Source organism: Streptomyces sp. NPDC048659 (genome assembly GCF_040650575.1).
GTDB lineage: Bacteria > Actinomycetota > Actinomycetes > Streptomycetales > Streptomycetaceae > Streptomyces.
In genome coordinates, this window is record NZ_JBEZHM010000004.1 from 66,170 (window position 1) to 82,521 (window position 16,352).

16 protein-coding genes are annotated in these 16,352 nt (G+C 72.5%); 5 read left to right on the forward strand and 11 right to left on the reverse strand.

Translation table 11 applies throughout. The annotated features are described in order from the left end of the window. Window positions 1-42 precede the first annotated feature (42 nt). The 3 genes from tilS to dacB all read right to left on the reverse strand — a co-directional run bounded on the left by tilS (window position 43) and on the right by dacB (window position 3,974). Complete coding sequence (gene tilS / locus AB0C99_RS04795; protein ID WP_362469272.1) at window positions 43-1,095, reverse strand: tRNA lysidine(34) synthetase TilS; 1,053 nt, start codon at window positions 1,093-1,095, stop codon at window positions 43-45. Window positions 1,096-1,292: 197 nt separating this feature from the next. Beyond that, on the reverse strand, window positions 1,293-2,441 hold the full coding sequence (locus tag AB0C99_RS04800) for a zinc-dependent metalloprotease (RefSeq protein WP_362469275.1): 1,149 nt from the start codon (window positions 2,439-2,441) through the stop codon (window positions 1,293-1,295). A 60-nt stretch (window positions 2,442-2,501) separates the two neighbouring features. Beyond that, the gene (gene dacB / locus AB0C99_RS04805) at window positions 2,502-3,974 is read right to left on the reverse strand and encodes a D-alanyl-D-alanine carboxypeptidase/D-alanyl-D-alanine-endopeptidase (RefSeq protein ID WP_362469278.1); all 1,473 of its coding nucleotides are present in this window, start codon (window positions 3,972-3,974) and stop codon (window positions 2,502-2,504) included. Window positions 3,975-4,079: 105 nt separating this feature from the next. Here dacB and AB0C99_RS04810 point away from each other — a divergent pair, with 105 nt between their 5' ends. Together AB0C99_RS04810 and AB0C99_RS04815 are read left to right on the forward strand one after the other, a co-directional pair. Beyond that, a complete protein-coding gene (locus AB0C99_RS04810) occupies window positions 4,080-4,571 on the forward strand; it encodes an inorganic diphosphatase (RefSeq protein ID WP_015034462.1) in 492 nt (163 codons plus the stop codon). Between the two features lie 150 nt (window positions 4,572-4,721). Then, entirely contained in the window at window positions 4,722-6,380 is a 1,659-nt protein-coding gene (locus AB0C99_RS04815; protein ID WP_362469281.1) for a threonine/serine exporter family protein, read from the forward strand. A gap of 79 nt (window positions 6,381-6,459) precedes the next feature. On the opposite strand, the gene AB0C99_RS04820 is transcribed toward AB0C99_RS04815, so the two are convergent. After that, window positions 6,460-7,161: a VTT domain-containing protein gene (locus AB0C99_RS04820; RefSeq protein ID WP_362469284.1), complete on the reverse strand. Its 702-nt coding sequence runs from the start codon at window positions 7,159-7,161 to the stop codon at window positions 6,460-6,462. Window positions 7,162-7,491: 330 nt separating this feature from the next. Here AB0C99_RS04820 and AB0C99_RS04825 point away from each other — a divergent pair, with 330 nt between their 5' ends. Then, entirely contained in the window at window positions 7,492-7,860 is a 369-nt protein-coding gene (locus AB0C99_RS04825; RefSeq protein WP_132917715.1) for a YbjQ family protein, read from the forward strand. Between the two features lie 171 nt (window positions 7,861-8,031). Next, on the forward strand, window positions 8,032-9,300 hold the full coding sequence (locus AB0C99_RS04830; protein WP_362469287.1) for an ion channel protein: 1,269 nt from the start codon (window positions 8,032-8,034) through the stop codon (window positions 9,298-9,300). A gap of 49 nt (window positions 9,301-9,349) precedes the next feature. On the opposite strand, the gene AB0C99_RS04835 is transcribed toward AB0C99_RS04830, so the two are convergent. The 6 genes from AB0C99_RS04835 to AB0C99_RS04860 form a co-directional block, all read right to left on the reverse strand. Continuing rightward, window positions 9,350-10,114 (reverse strand): ABC transporter permease, encoded by a 765-nt coding sequence (locus tag AB0C99_RS04835; RefSeq protein ID WP_362469290.1) that lies wholly within the window; start codon window positions 10,112-10,114, stop codon window positions 9,350-9,352. After that, window positions 10,111-11,082: an ATP-binding cassette domain-containing protein gene (locus AB0C99_RS04840; protein WP_362469711.1), complete on the reverse strand. Its 972-nt coding sequence runs from the start codon at window positions 11,080-11,082 to the stop codon at window positions 10,111-10,113. Before AB0C99_RS04840 ends, AB0C99_RS04835 begins: the two co-directional genes overlap by 4 nt. A gap of 187 nt (window positions 11,083-11,269) precedes the next feature. Continuing rightward, window positions 11,270-11,884, reverse strand: a complete 615-nt coding sequence (locus tag AB0C99_RS04845; RefSeq protein WP_362469293.1) for a PadR family transcriptional regulator — start codon at window positions 11,882-11,884, stop codon at window positions 11,270-11,272. A gap of 9 nt (window positions 11,885-11,893) precedes the next feature. Continuing rightward, window positions 11,894-12,436 (reverse strand): DinB family protein, encoded by a 543-nt coding sequence (locus tag AB0C99_RS04850; protein WP_362469296.1) that lies wholly within the window; start codon window positions 12,434-12,436, stop codon window positions 11,894-11,896. A gap of 164 nt (window positions 12,437-12,600) precedes the next feature. Further along, complete coding sequence (locus AB0C99_RS04855; protein WP_362469299.1) at window positions 12,601-14,070, reverse strand: aldehyde dehydrogenase family protein; 1,470 nt, start codon at window positions 14,068-14,070, stop codon at window positions 12,601-12,603. A gap of 139 nt (window positions 14,071-14,209) precedes the next feature. After that, window positions 14,210-15,082, reverse strand: coding sequence for a helix-turn-helix transcriptional regulator (locus tag AB0C99_RS04860; protein ID WP_362469302.1), 873 nt, complete (start codon window positions 15,080-15,082; stop codon window positions 14,210-14,212). A 350-nt stretch (window positions 15,083-15,432) separates the two neighbouring features. Between AB0C99_RS04860 and AB0C99_RS04865 the strand changes: the two genes are divergently transcribed. Next, window positions 15,433-15,936 (forward strand): ATP-binding protein, encoded by a 504-nt coding sequence (locus tag AB0C99_RS04865; RefSeq protein WP_362469304.1) that lies wholly within the window; start codon window positions 15,433-15,435, stop codon window positions 15,934-15,936. Window positions 15,937-16,053: 117 nt separating this feature from the next. Here the strand turns inward: AB0C99_RS04865 and AB0C99_RS04870 are convergent, their stop codons facing one another. Continuing rightward, the gene (locus AB0C99_RS04870; protein ID WP_362469714.1) at window positions 16,054-16,266 is read right to left on the reverse strand and encodes a DUF397 domain-containing protein; all 213 of its coding nucleotides are present in this window, start codon (window positions 16,264-16,266) and stop codon (window positions 16,054-16,056) included. Window positions 16,267-16,352: the final 86 nt, after the last annotated feature.

Consider the following 16,352-nt stretch of genomic DNA (forward strand, 5'->3'; position numbering starts at 1 on the left):
GTCCTTCTCGTTCACCCGGGTCACTTTCGTTGCAGCCTTGCGTCAGCCTTGCCGGATGACCAGTCTGCCACCCTGGCGGCGCGCCTCGACGCGCCCGGGCAGGTTGATGGCTCCCTGGCCGCGCCAGCCGGTGATGAGCCGGTCGACCTCTTCGATGTGGCGGGCGAAGAGGGATCCGGCGGGGGCGCCCTCGGCGATGACGGCGCGGCGCAGGACGCGGCGGCGGACGGCGGGCGGGAGTCCGAAGAGCTTGGCGCATTCGAGGCGGCCGGTGTCGTCGCGTACGGAGGCTTCGGCGTCGGCGGCCCAGGAGTCGAGGGCGTCGGCGTCGTCGCGGGAGAGCTGGGCCGTCCGGGCGAGGGCTTCGACGACTCCCTTGCCGAGCGCCTTCTCCAGGGCGGGGAGGCCCTCGTGGCGGAGGCGGGAGCGGGTGTAGGCGGGGTCGCTGTTGTGGGGGTCGTCCCAGACGGCGAGCTCCTGGGCGATGCACGCCTTGCGGACGGTCTGGCGGTCGAGCTCCAGGAAGGGGCGGCGGTAGCGGCCCGCGGTGCCGGAGACGGCGGCCATGCCGGAGAGGGAGCGGATGCCGGAGCCGCGGGCGAGGCCGAGGAGGACGGTCTCTGCCTGGTCGTCGCGGGTGTGGCCGAGGAGGATCGCGGTGGCGCCGTGGCGCTCGGCGGCGTCGTCGAGGGCGGCGTAGCGGGCGTCGCGGGCGGCGGCTTCGGGGCCGCCGTCGCGGCCGACGGTGACGGCGACGGATTCGACGGGGTCGAGGCCGAGGGCGGTCATGCGGTCGGCGACTTCGCGGGCGCGCTGGTCGGAGCCGGCCTGGAGGCCGTGGTCGACGGTGACGCCGCCGGCCCGGAGGTCCAGTTTGCGGGCCTCGAAGGCGAGCGCGGAGGCGAGTGCCATGGAGTCGGCGCCGCCGGAGCAGGCGACGAGGACCAGGGGGGTGGGGGGGCCGCCGTCGGCGGGCCGGGTGGTGTGCTCGGTGGTGCGCTGGGTGGTGTGGTGGGTGGTGTGCTCGGTGAGAACGTCGTGGAGTACGCGGCGGACCGCCAGGCGTATCGCCGCGACCGCAGGATGGGGACCCATGTCCGGTGCCCTTCGGGGAGAGAGTGCAGTGCCTCGGTCGGAGTCTTAACGGTCGGAAGTGGGGGTTCGGTCACTCAGAGTGCGACGATGGTGACAGAACCTGGCCGTTACCCGAGCATTGCACGCCTTACCCGCCGTCTACGGTCCCTCGGACGGGTGATTGGTGGGGTGTTCTTCCGCCATCCGGCGCATCAGCCTCATGAGTCTGCCCTACGGTGCACCCTCGCCACCCAGTCGGCGGGGCGGGCGATCTCGCTCTTGGTGGGGAGCGTGTTGGGCGAGGTCCAGACGCGGTTGAAGCCGTCCATGCCGACCTCGTCGACGACGGCGCGGACGAAGCGCTCGCCGTCGCGGTACTGGCGCAGCTTGGCGTCGAGGCCGAGGAGCTTGCGCAGGGCGAGGTCGAGGCGGGAGGCGCCGCGGGCGCGGCGCTGCTGAAACTTCTCGCGGATCTCGGCGACGGAGGGCACGACGTCGGGGCCGACGCCGTCCATGACGTAGTCGGCGTGGCCTTCGAGCAGGGACATGACGGCGGTGAGGCGGCCGAGGATCTCGCGCTGTTCGGGGGTCTGGACGAGTTCGACGAGGGAGGGGGCGGGTTCGCCCTGTTCGCCCTCGGGCCGGCCGCCGACGAGGGCCTGGGCGGCTTCGCGGAGGCGTTCGACGACGGTGGAGGGGTCGACGTCGGTGGCGGCGAGGAATGACTGGATCTCGCCCTGGAGGTGGTCGCGGAGCCAGGGGACGGCGGTGAACTGGGTGCGGTGGGTCTCCTCGTGGAGGCAGACCCAGAGCCGGAAGTCGTGCGGGGAGACGTCGAGCTCGCGTTCGACGTGGACGATGTTGGGGGCGACGAGCAGGAGGCGGCCGGCGCCGTCGGCCCCGGCGGGCAGGTCGCGTGTGGCGGGGGCGAAGGTCTCGTACTGGCCGAGGATGCGGGAGGCCAGGAACGAGAGCAGCATGCCGAGCTCGACGCCGGTGACCTTGCCGCCGACGCTGCTGAGGACGGTGCCGCCGGGGGTGGCGGAGCGGCGTTCCTGCATCTTGTCGAGGAGCGGGGAGAGCAGTTCGCGGAAGCCGGCGACGTTGGCCTTGATCCAGCCGGCCCGGTCGACGACCAGGACGGGGGTGTCGGGGGTGTCGGCGGGGTCGCGGTCCTCGGGGATCATCCGGGTGTAGGCCCGGACGTGTTCCTCGGCGGCCTTGGCGTGTTCCCGGAGCTCGGCGACGACGGCGCGGGCCTCCTCCCGGCTGACCTCGGGGCCCGGGCGCACCAGGCGGGTCGCCGTCGCGACGGCGAGATTCCAGTCGACCATCCCCGATGTGCCTGCACCACCGATGCTCGTCATGCGTCAACCGTACGGGCTCGGGGCGCGTTCGGTGAGGGTTCGGGCGGTGGTCGTGCCGGGTCAGCGGGGTGCGGCGAGGGCGGCGGCGAGCCGGTCGAGGGCGGGCTGGGCGGTGCCCGGGGAGTCGGTGCGGCCGGCGAGGAAGGCGAAGGCGAGGAGGCGGCCGTCGGCGGTGACGACGGTTCCGGTGAGGGTGTTCACTCCGGTGAGGGTGCCGGTCTTGGCTCGGACGAGCCCGGCGCCGGGGGCGGTGGTGCCGGTGCCGAAGCGTCCGGCGAGGGTGCCGCTGAAGCCGCCGACGGGCAGCCCGGTGAGGACGGGGCGCAGGGCGGGGCGGGCGGGGTCGGCCGCGCGGGTGAGGATGCCGGTGAGCAGGGCGGCGGAGACGCGGTCGTTGCGGTCGAGGCCGCTGCCGTCGGCGAAGCGGGCGCCGGTGACGGGGAGGCCGAGTCCGGCGAGCTCGTCGTGGACGGCCTTGGCGGCGCCGGCGGCGCTGGCGGGCTGCTTGCGGGCGAGGGCGGTCTGCCGGGCGAGGGCTTCGGCGAGGTCGTTGTCGCTGGTGGTGAGGGTGCGTTCGACGAGGTCGTCGAGGGGCGCGGAGTCGGTGCGGGCGAGCGGGACGGCGCGGGTGCCGTGGGGGGCGCGGCCGGGGGCGGGGGCGCCCTGGACGGTGACGCCGGCGGCGCGCAGCAGGCCGGCGAAGGCGCGGGCGGTGTCTCCGGCGGGGTCTGCGGTGCGGGGGGCGGGTCCGCTGCGGCTGCCGTCGAGGCGGCCTTCGTCGGTCATCAGGGCGCTGAGCGGGGCGATGTTCTCGTTGGGGCCGATGGGGTGGAGCGCGGGTCCGCTGTAGAGGCCGGTGTCGTAGGCGAGGCGGACGGGTCCGGGGGTGCGGCCGGGGGCCTTGAGGGCGCGGGCGGTGGCCTGGGCGAGCTTGGTGAGGCGGGCCCGGTCCAGGGTGGGGTCGCCGCCGCCGACGAGGGTGACGGTGCGGCCGTCGGCGCCGGTCACGGTGGTGGTGCCGATGCGGTGGTCGGGGCCGAGGGCGGAGAGGGCGGCGGTGGCGGTGGCGATCTTGATGGTGGAGGCGGGGGTCATGAGGGTGCCCGGGCCCGCCGCGTAGAGCTGCCGGCCGGTGGCGGTGTCGACGAGGGACGCGGTGCGCAGCGGGCCGAGGGCGGGGTCGGCGAGGAGCGGGCCGAGGAGGCCGGCCCAGTCGGTGGGGTCGCTCGTGCGGGTGGTCCGGGGGGTGCCGGGGGCGTCGGCGGAATCGGTGGCTCCGGGCCCGGTCGGGGCGCCGAGTGCGCGCAGGACGCCGGGGGCGCTGGGGGCGGGCGCGGGGGCTCGGGGGGCGTCGGCGGCGGGGGGTCCGGCGTGATGTGCGCCACCCCTGGGGTCGGCGGCGGTCGCGCGGGCCCGCTCGGCCTTACGCTGACCGGAGTCCCACGGGCCGGCCGCGGTCGCCGCTGTTGCGGCCAGGGTCAGGCCGAGCACGGCGGAGCCCGCCACGTACCGCCACGTTCTCGGCTCCGGCATGTGATGACCAGCCCCTTTCGCGATCAAGACCGTACGTGAGAGACACTTAACCACCGCGCGTCGTCGCGAGCATTGACATGTGTTGATTCAGGAGGAGATCCACCCGTGGAGTTCGACGTTCTCATCGAGATCCCCAAGGGGTCGCGGAACAAGTACGAGGTCGACCACGAGACCGGTCGGATCCGCCTGGACCGCCGTCTCTTCACCTCGACCGCCTACCCGACGGACTACGGCTACGTCGAGAACACCCTCGGCGAGGACGGCGACCCGCTGGACGCGCTCGTCATCCTGGACGAGCCGACGTTCCCGGGCTGCCTCATCAAGTGCCGCGCCATCGGCATGTTCCGCATGACGGACGAGGCCGGCGGCGACGACAAGCTGCTGTGTGTCCCGGCGACGGACCCGCGCATGGAGCACCTGCGCGACATCCACCACGTGGCCGAGTTCGACCGCCTGGAGATCCAGCACTTCTTCGAGGTCTACAAGGACCTGGAGCCCGGCAAGTCCGTCGAGGGCGCCGACTGGGTCGGCCGCGCCGAGGCCGAGGCCGAGATCGAGAAGTCGTACGCGCGCGCCAAGGAGCAGGGCGGCCACTGAGCCCCTGTTCGGCTGAGCTCGTGAAAAGGGCGGTGCACCTGCTGAGGTGCGCCGCCCTTCGCACATTCATACTGGGCACGTCAGTGGCGTGATCGATTGCCCCGTGGCGTGATCGTGCGGGTGCCCGGCCGGGAGTGGGGGCGGAGAGCAGTGGTGGCGAAGCCGGACGGCCCGGAGGAGGCCCCGGAGGACCGGAAGCCGCCCTCGGACGAGGCGCGCAGCGCGTTCGCCCCGCCGCTCGGGGTGGAGCCGCCGGTGCCGGCCGAGGAGGAGCATCCGACCTCGGAGTTCGCGCTGCCCGAGGGTTTCGCGCCGGAGCCGCCGCCGGAGCAGGAAGGTTCCGCCTTCGCGCCGCCGTCGACGTACTCGGCGAAGAACAGCCCGCCCGCCTTCACGCCCGCGTACGGGATTCCGCTGGTCAAGCTGGCGCAGGACGCGCCCTGGCAGGACCGGATGCGGACGATGCTGCGGCTGCCGGTGGGCGAGCGGCCGGTGCCGGAGGCGCCGCGCAAGGAGGACGAGTCCGGGCCGCCGGTGCCGCGCGTGCTGGACCTGACCCTGCGCATCGGCGAGCTGCTGCTGGCGGGCGGCGAGGGGGCGGAGGACGTCGAGGCGGCGATGTTCGCGATCTGCCGGGCGTACGGGCTCGACCGGTGCGAGCCGACGGTGACCTTCACGCTGCTGTCGATCACGTACCAGCCCTCGCTGGTGGACGACCCGGTGACGGCGAACCGCACGGTGCGGCGCCGGGGCACCGACTACACGCGGCTGGCGGCGGTCTACCAGCTGCTCGCGGACATCAACAGCGGGGCGCACGAGGTGACGCCGGAGGAGGCGTACCGGCGGCTGGCGGAGATCCGGCGCAACCGGCACCCGTACCCCGGCTGGGTGCTGACGGCGGCGGCGGGGCTGCTGGCGGGGGCGGCGTCGGTGCTGCTGGGCGGCGGGCCGACGGTCTTCTTCGTGGCGGCGCTGGGCGCGGTGCTGGGCGACCGGCTGGCGTGGCTGTGCGCGGGGCGCGGGCTGCCGGAGTTCTACCAGTTCCTGGTGGCGGCGATGCCCCCGGCGGCGATGGGGGTGGCGCTGACCCTGCTGCACGCCGATCTGCGGCCCTCCGCGGTCATCACCGGCGGCCTGTTCGCCCTGATCCCGGGGCGGGCGCTGGTGGCGGCCGTGCAGGACGGGCTGACCGGCTTCTACATCACGGCCTCGGCCCGGCTCCTGGAGGTCGGCTACTTCTTCGTGGCGATCGTGGTGGGCGTGCTGTCGGTGCTGTACCTGGCGGTGCAGTTCGGGGCGCAGCTCAATCCGGAGGGGGCGCTGCGGCCGGTGGAGCGGCCGGTGACGCAGATCGTGGCGTCGATGGTGCTGTGCGCGACCTTCGCGATCCTGTTGCAGCAGTCGCGGGCGACGGTGCTGTTCGCGACGCTGAACGGCGGGGTGGCGTGGGTGATCTACGCGTCGATCGCGGTGACGGCGGGCGGTTCGACGGTGATGGCGACGGCGGTGGCGGCCGGTCTGGTGGGCCTGTTCGGGCAGCTGATCGCCCGCTACCACCACACGTCCTCGCTGCCGTACGTGACGGCGGCGATCGGCCCGCTGCTGCCGGGTTCGGCGACGTACTTCGGGGTGCTGGCGATCGCCCAGAACAACCTGGACGGGGGCTTCGCCTCGCTGGCGAAGGCGGCGGCGCTGGCGCTGGCGATCGCGATCGGGGTGAACCTGGGGAGCGAGCTGGCCCGGCTCTTCATGCAGGCGCCGGGCGCGGCGGCGGCGCGGCGGGCCGCGAAGCGCACCAGGGGCTTCTAGGAGCCGTTCGTACGGTCCTGGAAGCCCCTGGAGGGTGGACGACTGCCGCGGGCGCGCGGCGGGCGGGCGCCCGGGCGGGTCAGCGCTTGGCGTGCCGGCCGCGCTCGGCGGGCGGGTTCGGCGTGCCGGGGCCGTCCTGGCCCTCCGCGGCGCGCTTCTTCTTCGACTGGGAGCGGGCCTTCAGGTACTCGATCACGATCGGGACGACGGAGATCAGGACGATCGCGACGAGGATCATCTCGATGTGCTTGTGCACGAAGTCGATCTTGCCGAGGGAGGCGCCGAGCACGGTCACGCCGGCGCCCCACAGCACGCCGCCGATGATGTTGAAGGTGATGAACGAGCGGTAGTTCATCCGGCTGACACCGGCGATGATCGGCGTGAACGTGCGCACGATGGGCACGAAGCGGGCCAGGATCAGCGACTTCGGGCCGTGCTTCTCGAAGAACTCGTGCGCCTTCTCCACGTTCTCCTGCTTGAAGAGCTTGGAGTCCGGGCGCTTGAAGAGGGCGGGTCCGACCTTGCGGCCGAAGAGATAGCCGACCTGGTCGCCGATGATCGCCGCGGCGACGATCAGGGTGCAGACCAGCCACAGCGGCTGGTCCAGCTTGCCCGTGGTGACGAGCAGGCCGGTGGTGAAGAGCAGCGAGTCGCCCGGCAGGAAGAAGCCGATCAGGAGTCCGGACTCGGCGAAGACGATGACGAGGACACCGATCAGACCGAAGGTCTGGATCAGATAGTCCGGGTCCAGCCAGCTCGGACCGAGGGCAAGCGTGTTCACGGGTTCCGGGCTCCTGCGATCTGTGGGGGCGAAGAAGGACGGGGAATGCGGGGAAAGCGGGAAAGCATGAAATACGGGGGAGGACGCGGGGGCGCGTCCCTGAGATTGTCGTACGGACTGCGGCCCCAAGCTACCAACGCGGAGTGAGCCCCCCGGGTTCCACCCGGCGCGGGCGGACTCGCGGGAGGACTCTCGGGAGGACTCTCGGAAGGGTTCGCGGCCGGGCTCGCGGGCAGACTCCGGCGGACGCGTTCCGGATGCGGCGCCGTCCGGCCGCCCGCAGGCTGGGGAGGCCCGGCGACACCGGGCGAGACCAGGAGGTGGATGCGGATGGGCATCGACGAGTACGGCGGCGGCCAGGGCGCCCAGTCGGATGTGCTGGTCGTCACGACGAACGACGTGCCGGGGTACGAGGTGCGCCAGGTGATCGGCGAGGTCTTCGGCCTGACCGTGCGGTCCCGGCACCTGGGCAGCCAGATCGGCGCGGGCCTGAAGTCGATGATCGGCGGGGAGCTGAAGGGCCTGACGAAGACCCTGGTGCAGACCCGCAACCAGGCGATGGAGCGGCTGGTGGAGCAGGCGAAGGCGCGCGGCGCGAACGCGGTGCTGATGTTCCGCTTCGACGTCACGGAGGCCGCCGACGTGGGCACCGAGGTGTGCGCCTACGGGACCGCCGTCGTGATCGCGCCGCGCGCCTAGAGCGGGTCCGGGGCCGCCCGGTCCGGGCCCCCGGGCCCCCGCGGTGTGGGTGCCGCCCCGGCGGCGGGCGGACTCCTCCGCGTACCGCTCGGGGTCCTTGTGGCCGAAGACCTCGAACTCCTCCTCGGGCGTCGGGATGTTGTGTCGCTTTTGCCCGCATATGGTGAGGCGGTGGCCACCGATATCCCCGCCCCCGAGGCGCCCCACCGGATCCTGCTGCCCCAGATCCTGCCCGCCCTGGTGGTCGGCGTGGGATCCGCCCTGCTCTTCCTCGGCATCAGCGCGATCGCCGAACAGCTCCAGCACGTGCTGTGGAAGACCGTCCCGGACGCGCTCGGCGTCGGGCGCTACTCCTCGCTGTGGATGATCTCCGTGCTGACCGCGACCGGCATCGCCGTCGGTCTCGTGGTGTGGAAGGTGTACGGGCACGCGGGCGGCGACCCGGCCGAGGCCGGGCTCGGCGGCCCGCCCATCGCCCCGCCGGTCGTCCCCGGGCTGCTGCTCGCCGCCACCTTCGGCCTCGCCGGCGGCGTCAGCCTCGGCCCCGAGAACCCGACGATCGTCGCCGCCATCGCGCTCTCCTTCTGGCTCGGCCGGATGCTCCACCCCTCCCTGCCCGCCCCCATGTGGGTGTCGCTCGCCACCGCCGCCACCTTCGGCGCCCTCTTCGGCACCCCGGTGGCCGCCGCCCTCGTCCTCTCCGAGGCGCTGACCGGCCAGCCGGGCAAGGGCTCGCTGTGGGACCGGCTCTTCGCCCCGCTGGTGGCCGCCGGGGCCGGGGCCATGACCACCCAGGTCGTCTCGAACCCCAGCTTCGACATCGGGCTGCCGCCGCTGGACCACCCGGGGCTCGGCGACCTCCTCGCCGCGCTGGTCGTGGCCACCCTCGCCGCCGCCTTCGGCCTGCTGTCCTGCTACGCCTTCCCGTACGTCCACCGGGCCTTCCAGCGGCTGCGGCACCCCATGGTGACGCTGCCGCTCGGCGGGCTGGTGCTGGGCCTGCTCGGGGCGCTGGGCGGGCACCTGACGCTCTTCAAGGGCCTGGAGGAGACCCGGGAGCTCGCCGACAACATCGGCGTCTTCGGCTCCGGCGAGCTCGCCAAGCTGGCCGTGGTCAAGACCGTCGCCCTGCTCGTCGCCGCCGCCTGCGGCTTCCGCGGCGGCCGGGTCTTCCCCGCCGTCTTCATCGGCGCCGCCTTCGGCCTGTGCGCCCAGGCCCTCGTCCCCGAGATCCACCCGGCCGTCGCCGTCTCCGCCGGTGTCCTCGGCATCCTGCTCGCCACCACCCGGCAGGGCTGGGTCAGCCTCTTCGTCTCCGCCGTGCTCGCCGCCTCGCCCTCGATGGTCGCCGTGCTCTGCATCGCGATCCTGCCCGCCTGGCTGGTCGTCACCGGCCGCCCGATGCTGGAGCTGGACGAGCACGGGGAGCCCCTGCGCTGAGCCCGAGGGCGCCGGGGCCCAGGGCCCGGGGCGCCCCCGGGCCCCCGGCCTAGCGGCCCAGCCGGGTGAATCGGCGGATCGCCAGCGGTACGAAGACCGCGAGCAGGAGCAGCGGCCACAGCACCGCCGCGCCGGTCCAGCCCGGTTCGCCGCCCGGGCCGCCGAGCAGTTCCCGTACCGCCGTCGCCGTCGCCGACATCGGGTTCCACTCGACCGCCGTGCCCAGCCAGCCCGGCATCGACTCCGGCGCGGCGAAGGCGTTGGAGAGGAAGCCGAACGGCCAGACCAGGATCTGCACCGCCTGCACCAGCTCCGCGCGGCCCGCCAGCAGCGCCAGGTGGATGCCGATCCACAGCATCGCGAAGCGCAGCAGGAGGAGCAGCCCCATCGCCGCCAGGAAGGCGCCGGCGCCGCCGTGGGTGCGCCAGCCGATCGCGTAGCCGACACCCGCCATCAGCAGCAGCCCCACCACCGACTGGAGCATGTCGGCGGCGGCCCGCCCCACCAGCACGGCGCCGTCGGCCATCGGCATCGAGCGGAAGCGGTCGATCACGCCCTTGTCCAGGTCGCGGGTGACCGCCGTCATGGTGCCTTCGAGGCCGAAGACCATGGTCAGCGTGAGCATCCCGGGCACGAGGAAGTCGACGTAGGCGCCGTCCACGGCCCGCCCGCCGCCGACCAGATAGCCGAACATCAGCAGCATCATCACCGGGAAGACCAGCCCGACGAGCACCTGGACGGGCTGCCGCGCCCAGTGCGCGAGCTCCCGCCGGGTCATGGTCCAGCAGTCGCCCGCCACGTACGCCGCGCTCATGCGGCCACCTCCGTCTTCTCCTCGCGGTTCCCGTCCCGCGCGCCCGTCAGGCGCAGGAACACCTCGTCCAGCGTCGGGCGGCGCAGCGCCACGTCCTCGGCCTCGATCCCCGCCTCCTCCAGCGCCCGCACGGTCTCGGCGAGCGCGGCCATCCGGTCCCGCACCGGGGCGCTGATCCGCCGCCGGTCCCGGTCCACCTCCGCCTCCCCGGGGGCGAACGGGAGGACCCGCAGGGCCTCGTCGAGCCGGGCCCCGTCCCGTACGACCACGTCGACGCGGTCCCGGCCCGCCCGGGACTTCAGCTCGTCGGGCGTGCCGTCGGCGACCACCCGGCCCCGGTCGACCACGGCGATCCGGTCGGCCAGCCGGTCCGCCTCCTCCAGGTACTGGGTGGTGAGCAGCACCGTCGTGCCGCCGCCGACCAGGGAGCGCACCGAGTCCCAGACCTCGGCCCGCCCGCGCGGGTCCAGGCCCGTCGTCGGCTCGTCCAGGAACAGCACCTCCGGGTCGGTGATCAGCGAGGCGGCCAGGTCGAGCCGCCGCCGCATCCCGCCGCTGTACGCGCGGACGGCCTTGGGGCCGGTGTCCGCGAGCCCGAAGCGCTCCAGGAGCTCGTCCGCCCGCAGGCCCGCGCCGCGCGCGCCCAGGTGGTGCAGGCGCCCGAACATCTCCAGGTTCTGCCGCCCGGACAGCTCCTCGTCCAGGGCCGCGTGCTGGCCCAGCAGCCCGATCCGGCGCCGCACCTCGCGGGCCTGCTCCCGGACGTCGAAGCCGGCCACCGTCACCCGGCCCTCGTCGTGCCGGAGCAGGGTGGCCAGGATCCGGACGGTCGTGGTCTTGCCCGCCCCGTTGGGGCCGAGCAGGCCCTGCACGGTGCCGCGCTTGACGGCCAGGTCGAGGCCGTCCAGGGCGTGCTTGTCGCCGTACCGCTTCCGGGCGCCCTCGATGAGGATCGCGTCGGTCTCCATCGGCATCGACATCTATATCGCCATCCCTTCGGCATGCCTTCCGACATGCCTGCCTACATGCCTGCCTGCATGCCTTCTACTAGTCAAACTTGATCAGTCGTTCGCGGCGGAGGTTATGCCCTGCGCGGGGCCTAGTCAAACTTGATTAGCCATTTCCCGGTCTACGTAACCGCCGCCCGTACGGGGCTCACTGCGCGTACGGGTTCTCCTCGCCGTCCGCCAGCACGCCCACGAAGGGCTCGCCCTCGCCCGCGAACACGTACGCCCCGGCCTCGATCCGGTCGATCAGGCCGAGCGTCCACACCCGGCCCGCGTCCGCCGAGTGCACCCAGAGGTGCATGATCTCCCCGATGTGGCCGAGCTGCTCCGGCCCGCCCTCGGGGGTGTAGTACTCCGTGACCGACGTCCGCCACGTGTCCAGGTCCCGCAGCCGGGCCCGCAGCAGCTCCAGCGCCTCGGCCCGGGGCAGGTCCACGATGAAGCCGACGCCCGCCGACAGCACGTCCATGTCCTGGTCGTACGTGGACACCGCCGCGCGCAGCAGCCGCAGGTACTCCTCGCGGCCCGCCTCCGTGATCTCGTACTCGACCCTCGGCGGGCCGCCCGCCGTGCTGGGCGCGCTCTCGTCGGCGCGCAGCAGTCCCTGCTTCGCCATCTGCTTGAGGGCGTGGTAGATCGAGCCCGGCTTTGTGTGGGACCACTCGTGCGCGCCCCAGTACTCCAGGTCGTTGCGCACCTGGTAGCCGTGGGCGCGGCCGTGCTGTTTGACCGCGCCCAGGACGAGAAGGCGGATTGCTGACATGCCCCGAGTCTAGGAAGTCCGCTTCTCCAGGTCGATCAGCTCGAAGGAGCCCTTGCCGTCCAGGGACTCGCGGATGATGTCCGCGTGCCCGGCGTGCCGGCCCATCTCCTGGACCAGGTGCAGCAGCATCCAGCGGACCGAGACCCGCCCGTCCTTCGGGAACCAGGGCGCGGGCGGCAGCGGGAAGGTGTCGTCCAGGCTGGGCACGCCCCGGACGAACTCCTCGGTCTCCTTGGCCACGCCCTGCCAGAAGGCGACCACGCCGGGGACGGTCTCGGCGTCCACCAGCCGGAACGCCTCGCTCCAGGTCTCCTCCGAGCGCTGCCGCTCGTTCGGGCGCTCCTGGGCCAGCCGCAGCCAGTTCAGCTCGACCTCGGCGACGTGCTTGATCAGGCCCGAGAGGCTGAGCTCGCTGGCGCTGGGGCGGCTCGCCGCCTGCTCCTCGGTGAGTCCGAGGGAGGCCCGCACGATCGCCGCGCGCTGCGCCTCGATGAAGTTGAGGAACGCGCCGCGCTCGTCGCCGGGGGCCTCCGCGGGAACCAGGGCAACCATGATGTCCGCCTTCCAGAGCATGAGGGGGGTGGGGTGGGGTGGGGCCCCGGGTGGGAGCCCCGCCCTTTCGACACCCCTCACGCTACGGAAGGTCGCGGACGACTTCTGTCCTAAACGGGGAAGCGGTCCTGAAAGGGGAAGCGGCCCTAGAAGGGGAAGCGGCCCTAGAACGGGAAGCGGCTGCGGCCGTACTGGATCGAGATCCACTTCTGGGTGGTGAACGCCTCGATCATCGCCTCGCCGTTGAGCCGCCCGATGCCCGAGTGCTTCTCGCCGCCGAAGGGGACGATCGGCTCGTCGTGCACGGTGCCGTCGTTGATGTGGATCATGCCGGTGTGGATCCGCTTGGCGATCCGCACGCCCCGCGCGATGTCACCCGTGTGGACGGCGCCGCTGAGCCCGTACGGGGTGTCGTTGGCGATCCGGACGGCCTCGTCCTCGCCGTCGAAGGCGACGACCAGGGCCACCGGGCCGAAGATCTCCTGGCCGAGGACCGGCGCGTCGGCGGGGATGCCGGCGAGCACGGACGGGGAGACCAGGTTGCCCTCCGCCCCGCCACGCAGCAGCGCGGTCGCGCCGCCCGCCACGGTCTGCTCGACGAGCGCCGAGACGGCCTCCGCCTGCTGGGAGTTGATGAGCGGGCCGATGTGGGTGCCGGGGTCGGCCGGGTCGCCGACCTGGAGGGTCCGCACCTTCGCCACGAACTTCTCGGTGAACTCCGCCTCCACGCTCCGGTCCACCAGGATCCGGTTGGCGGCCATGCAGACCTGGCCCTGGTGCACGAAGCGGCTGAAGACGGCCGCGTCCACCGCGTAGTCGAGGTCGGCGTCGTCGAGGACGATCAGGGCGCTGTTGCCGCCGAGTTCGAGGACGGCGTGCTTGAAGTTCTGGGCGCAGACGGTGGCCACGTGCCGGCCGACCCGGTCGGAGCCGGTGAAGGAGATGACCTTCGGCACCGGGTGGGTCAGCAGGGCGTCGCCGATCTCGGCGATGTCGGTGACGACGACGTTGAGCAGCCCGGCCGGCAGGCCCGCCTCCTCCAGGACCTTGGCGACCAGGGTGCCGCCGCAGACCGGGGTGTTCTGGTGCGGCTTGAGGACCACGCCGTTGCCGAGCGCGAGGGCGGGGGCGACGGACTTGATCGACAGCAGGAAGGGGAAGTTGAAGGGCGAGATGACGCCGACGACGCCGACCGGCAGCCGGTAGACCCTGTTCTCCTTGCCGTCCACCGGCGAGGGCAGGATGCGGCCCTCGGGGCGCAGCGCGAGCTGCACCGCCTCGCGCAGGAACTCCTTGGCCAGGTGCAGCTCGAAGGCGGCCTTCAGGCGCGTGCCGCCGAGCTCGGCGACGATCGCCCCGGCGATCTCGTCCTCGCGGTCCTCGACGATCCGCAGCGCCCGCTCGAAGACCAGCCGCCGGGTGTAGGCGTTGGTCTCGGCCCACTCCGCCTGGGCGCGCTCGGCGGCGCGGTACGCCTGGTCGACCTCGGCGGCGGTGGCCACGGTGATGGAGGCGAGCTTCTCCCCGGTGTACGGGTTGAAGTCGATGATGTCCCAGGAGCCGCTGCCCGGCTTCCATTCGCCGTCGATGTACTGATGGGCCAGTTCGGTGAATCCGTAGGCGGCAGACGACATGGACGAGACCCCTAACCCTGACCCGCGGTGGCCGACTCCGGCACCGGACGGACGGAGTGCCGGTGACACACGGGCCACCGGACACACTGATGTCACGTCATCGTACTTACGTATCAGGGATGCGTATCAGGGTTACGTATCAGGAGAGTTGGAGGAGACCCCGGAGGAGGTCGCGGCTCGCGGCCGGGTCGGGGCTGTCCTCGCGCAGCCGCTCCATCACGCGGGCGTACTGGGCGACCTCCTCGCGCTTGTCGAGGTAGAGGGCGCTGGTCAGCTGCTCCAGGTAGACGACGTCGGAGAGGTCGGACTCCGGGAAGCTCAGCATGGTGAAGGCGCCGCTCTCGCCGGCGTGCCCGCCGAAGCTGAAGGGCATCACCTGGAGGGTGACGTTCGGGTGCTCGGAGATCTCGATGAGATGCCTCAACTGCCCCCGCATCACGGCCCGGTCGCCGTACGGGCGGCGCAGCGCGGCCTCGTCGAGCACCGCGTGGAACCGCGGGGCGCGCTCGGAGACGAGCACCTTCTGGCGCTCCAGGCGCAGCGCGACCCGGCGCTCGATGTCGGCGCGCGGGGCGCCGGGCATCCCCCGGGTGACGACCGCGTGGGCGTACGCCTCGGTCTGGAGCAGTCCGTGGATGAACTGCACCTCGTAGATGCGGATGAGGGAGGCGGCGCCTTCGAGGCCGACGTACGTCTGGAACCAGCCGGGCAGCACGTCGCCGAAGCTGTGCCACCAGCCGGCCACGTTGGCCTCGCGGGCCAGGCCGAGGAGCGAGCCGCGCTCGGCCTCGTCGCCGACCCCGTAGAGGGTGAGCAGATCCTCGACGTCCCTGGCCTTGAAGCTCACCCTTCCCAACTCCATACGGCTGATCTTGGATTCGGACGCGCGGATGGAATAGCCGGCCGCCTCCCGGGTGATGCCGCGCGACTCGCGCAGCCGCCTCAACTGGGAGCCCAGCAGGATGCGGCGCACCACGCTCCCGCTCGCCCCGCCCGCTTCGCCTGCCGTCACGGCTCCAGCCTCCCCATCACGGTGCTCCCGCCCCTCAAGATCAATCTGGATCAATCCGAATGCCGAGCCCCCGTCGAGCCCCGGATTCTGCCACTAAACGCTTCAGCGCGTACACATTCGATTACGGATCGGGGGCGGGTTCCGGGCAGCCGCCCGGTTCGGAGGGGGCGACTTATACACAGATTCGGCACGGGGACGGACAGGTCAGGCGCGTGCACGTGCATCTGCCCTTGCATCCCTCCGGCGCATTCGGAACCATGGAGCCCGCACAGCCGTGTACGCACGCGCGCTGTCGCACCGTTGTCGCACCAGTTGTCGCACCACAGTCGCGATTCCCGGGAGTGCCTCGCATGGGACCGAATGGATCGACCATGCTCGAGCCGTTACGGCAGGGTCTCCCGCCGATCGATCCCGCGACCGTCTCCAACTCCGCCTCCTGCGCACTGCCGCCCCGCTACGAAGCGGTGCGCGGCGCACGGAAGTTCACCTGTCGGACGCTGGACAACTGGGACCTCGCGGACCGGTTCGACGACGTCGCCCTCGTCGTCTCGGAGCTCGTCACCAACGCCCTGCGCCACGCGGTGCCGGGGGACGCGGGCCCCTCGTACGAGGACGGCCTGAATCCACCCGTCCGGCTGCACCTCATGCGCTGGGCCTCGCGCCTCGTGTGCGCCGTGCGCGACCCCAGCCAGGAGAGCCCGGAGGCGCGCGCGGGCGGCGAGGACTTCGCCGCCGAGTCGGGCCGGGGGCTGTTCCTGGTGGAGTCCTTCAGCGACAGCTGGGGCTGGCACCCGCTGGCGGGCACGCTGCACGGCAAGGTGGTGTGGGCGCTGTTCCGGCTGGGGCCGGAGTAGGCGTACGGATGCGGGCGCGGATGCGCGTACGGATACGGGAGGGCCCCGGTGGCAGTCGCCGCCGGGGCCCTCCCGTATGTACATGTCCCTGCGCGTCCATGCGCCCGTCGTCCCGGCTCACACCAGGTGGTCGAACTCCCCGTCCTTCACGCCGGCCAGCAATGCCTCTATCTCGGCGGGCGTGTAGACGAGCGCGGGGCCCTCGGGGAAACGCGAATTGCGGACGGCGACCTCGCCGCCCGGCAGTTTCGCGAACTCCACGCAGGATCCCTGGGAATTGCTGTGCCGGCTCTTCTGCCACACGACATCACGAAGATCCGTGGCCGCCATGCCGTTGTACGCGTGATGCGCGTGATGCACTGGTAGCTCCCCGAGATTCTTGATGCATGTGTCAACTTCCTCGGATCATAGCTGTG

Excerpts from the sequence above, each read along its gene's own strand:
- tilS (WP_362469272.1), bottom strand. The coding sequence starts at position 1,095 with ATGGGTCCCCATCCTGCGGTCGCGGCGATACGCCTGGCGGTCCGCCGC.
- AB0C99_RS04800 (WP_362469275.1), bottom strand. The coding sequence starts at position 2,441 with ATGACGAGCATCGGTGGTGCAGGCACATCGGGGATGGTCGACTGGAAT.
- dacB (WP_362469278.1), bottom strand. The coding sequence starts at position 3,974 with ATGCCGGAGCCGAGAACGTGGCGGTACGTGGCGGGCTCCGCCGTGCTC.
- AB0C99_RS04825 (WP_132917715.1), top strand. The coding sequence starts at position 7,492 with ATGGGCATCGACGAGTACGGCGGCGGCCAGGGCGCCCAGTCGGATGTG.
- AB0C99_RS04835 (WP_362469290.1), bottom strand. The coding sequence starts at position 10,114 with ATGAGCGCGGCGTACGTGGCGGGCGACTGCTGGACCATGACCCGGCGG.
- AB0C99_RS04840 (WP_362469711.1), bottom strand. The coding sequence starts at position 11,082 with ATGGAGACCGACGCGATCCTCATCGAGGGCGCCCGGAAGCGGTACGGC.
- AB0C99_RS04845 (WP_362469293.1), bottom strand. The coding sequence starts at position 11,884 with ATGTCAGCAATCCGCCTTCTCGTCCTGGGCGCGGTCAAACAGCACGGC.
- AB0C99_RS04850 (WP_362469296.1), bottom strand. The coding sequence starts at position 12,436 with ATGGTTGCCCTGGTTCCCGCGGAGGCCCCCGGCGACGAGCGCGGCGCG.
- AB0C99_RS04855 (WP_362469299.1), bottom strand. The coding sequence starts at position 14,070 with ATGTCGTCTGCCGCCTACGGATTCACCGAACTGGCCCATCAGTACATC.
- AB0C99_RS04865 (WP_362469304.1), top strand. The coding sequence starts at position 15,433 with ATGGGACCGAATGGATCGACCATGCTCGAGCCGTTACGGCAGGGTCTC.
- AB0C99_RS04870 (WP_362469714.1), bottom strand. The coding sequence starts at position 16,266 with ATGGCGGCCACGGATCTTCGTGATGTCGTGTGGCAGAAGAGCCGGCAC.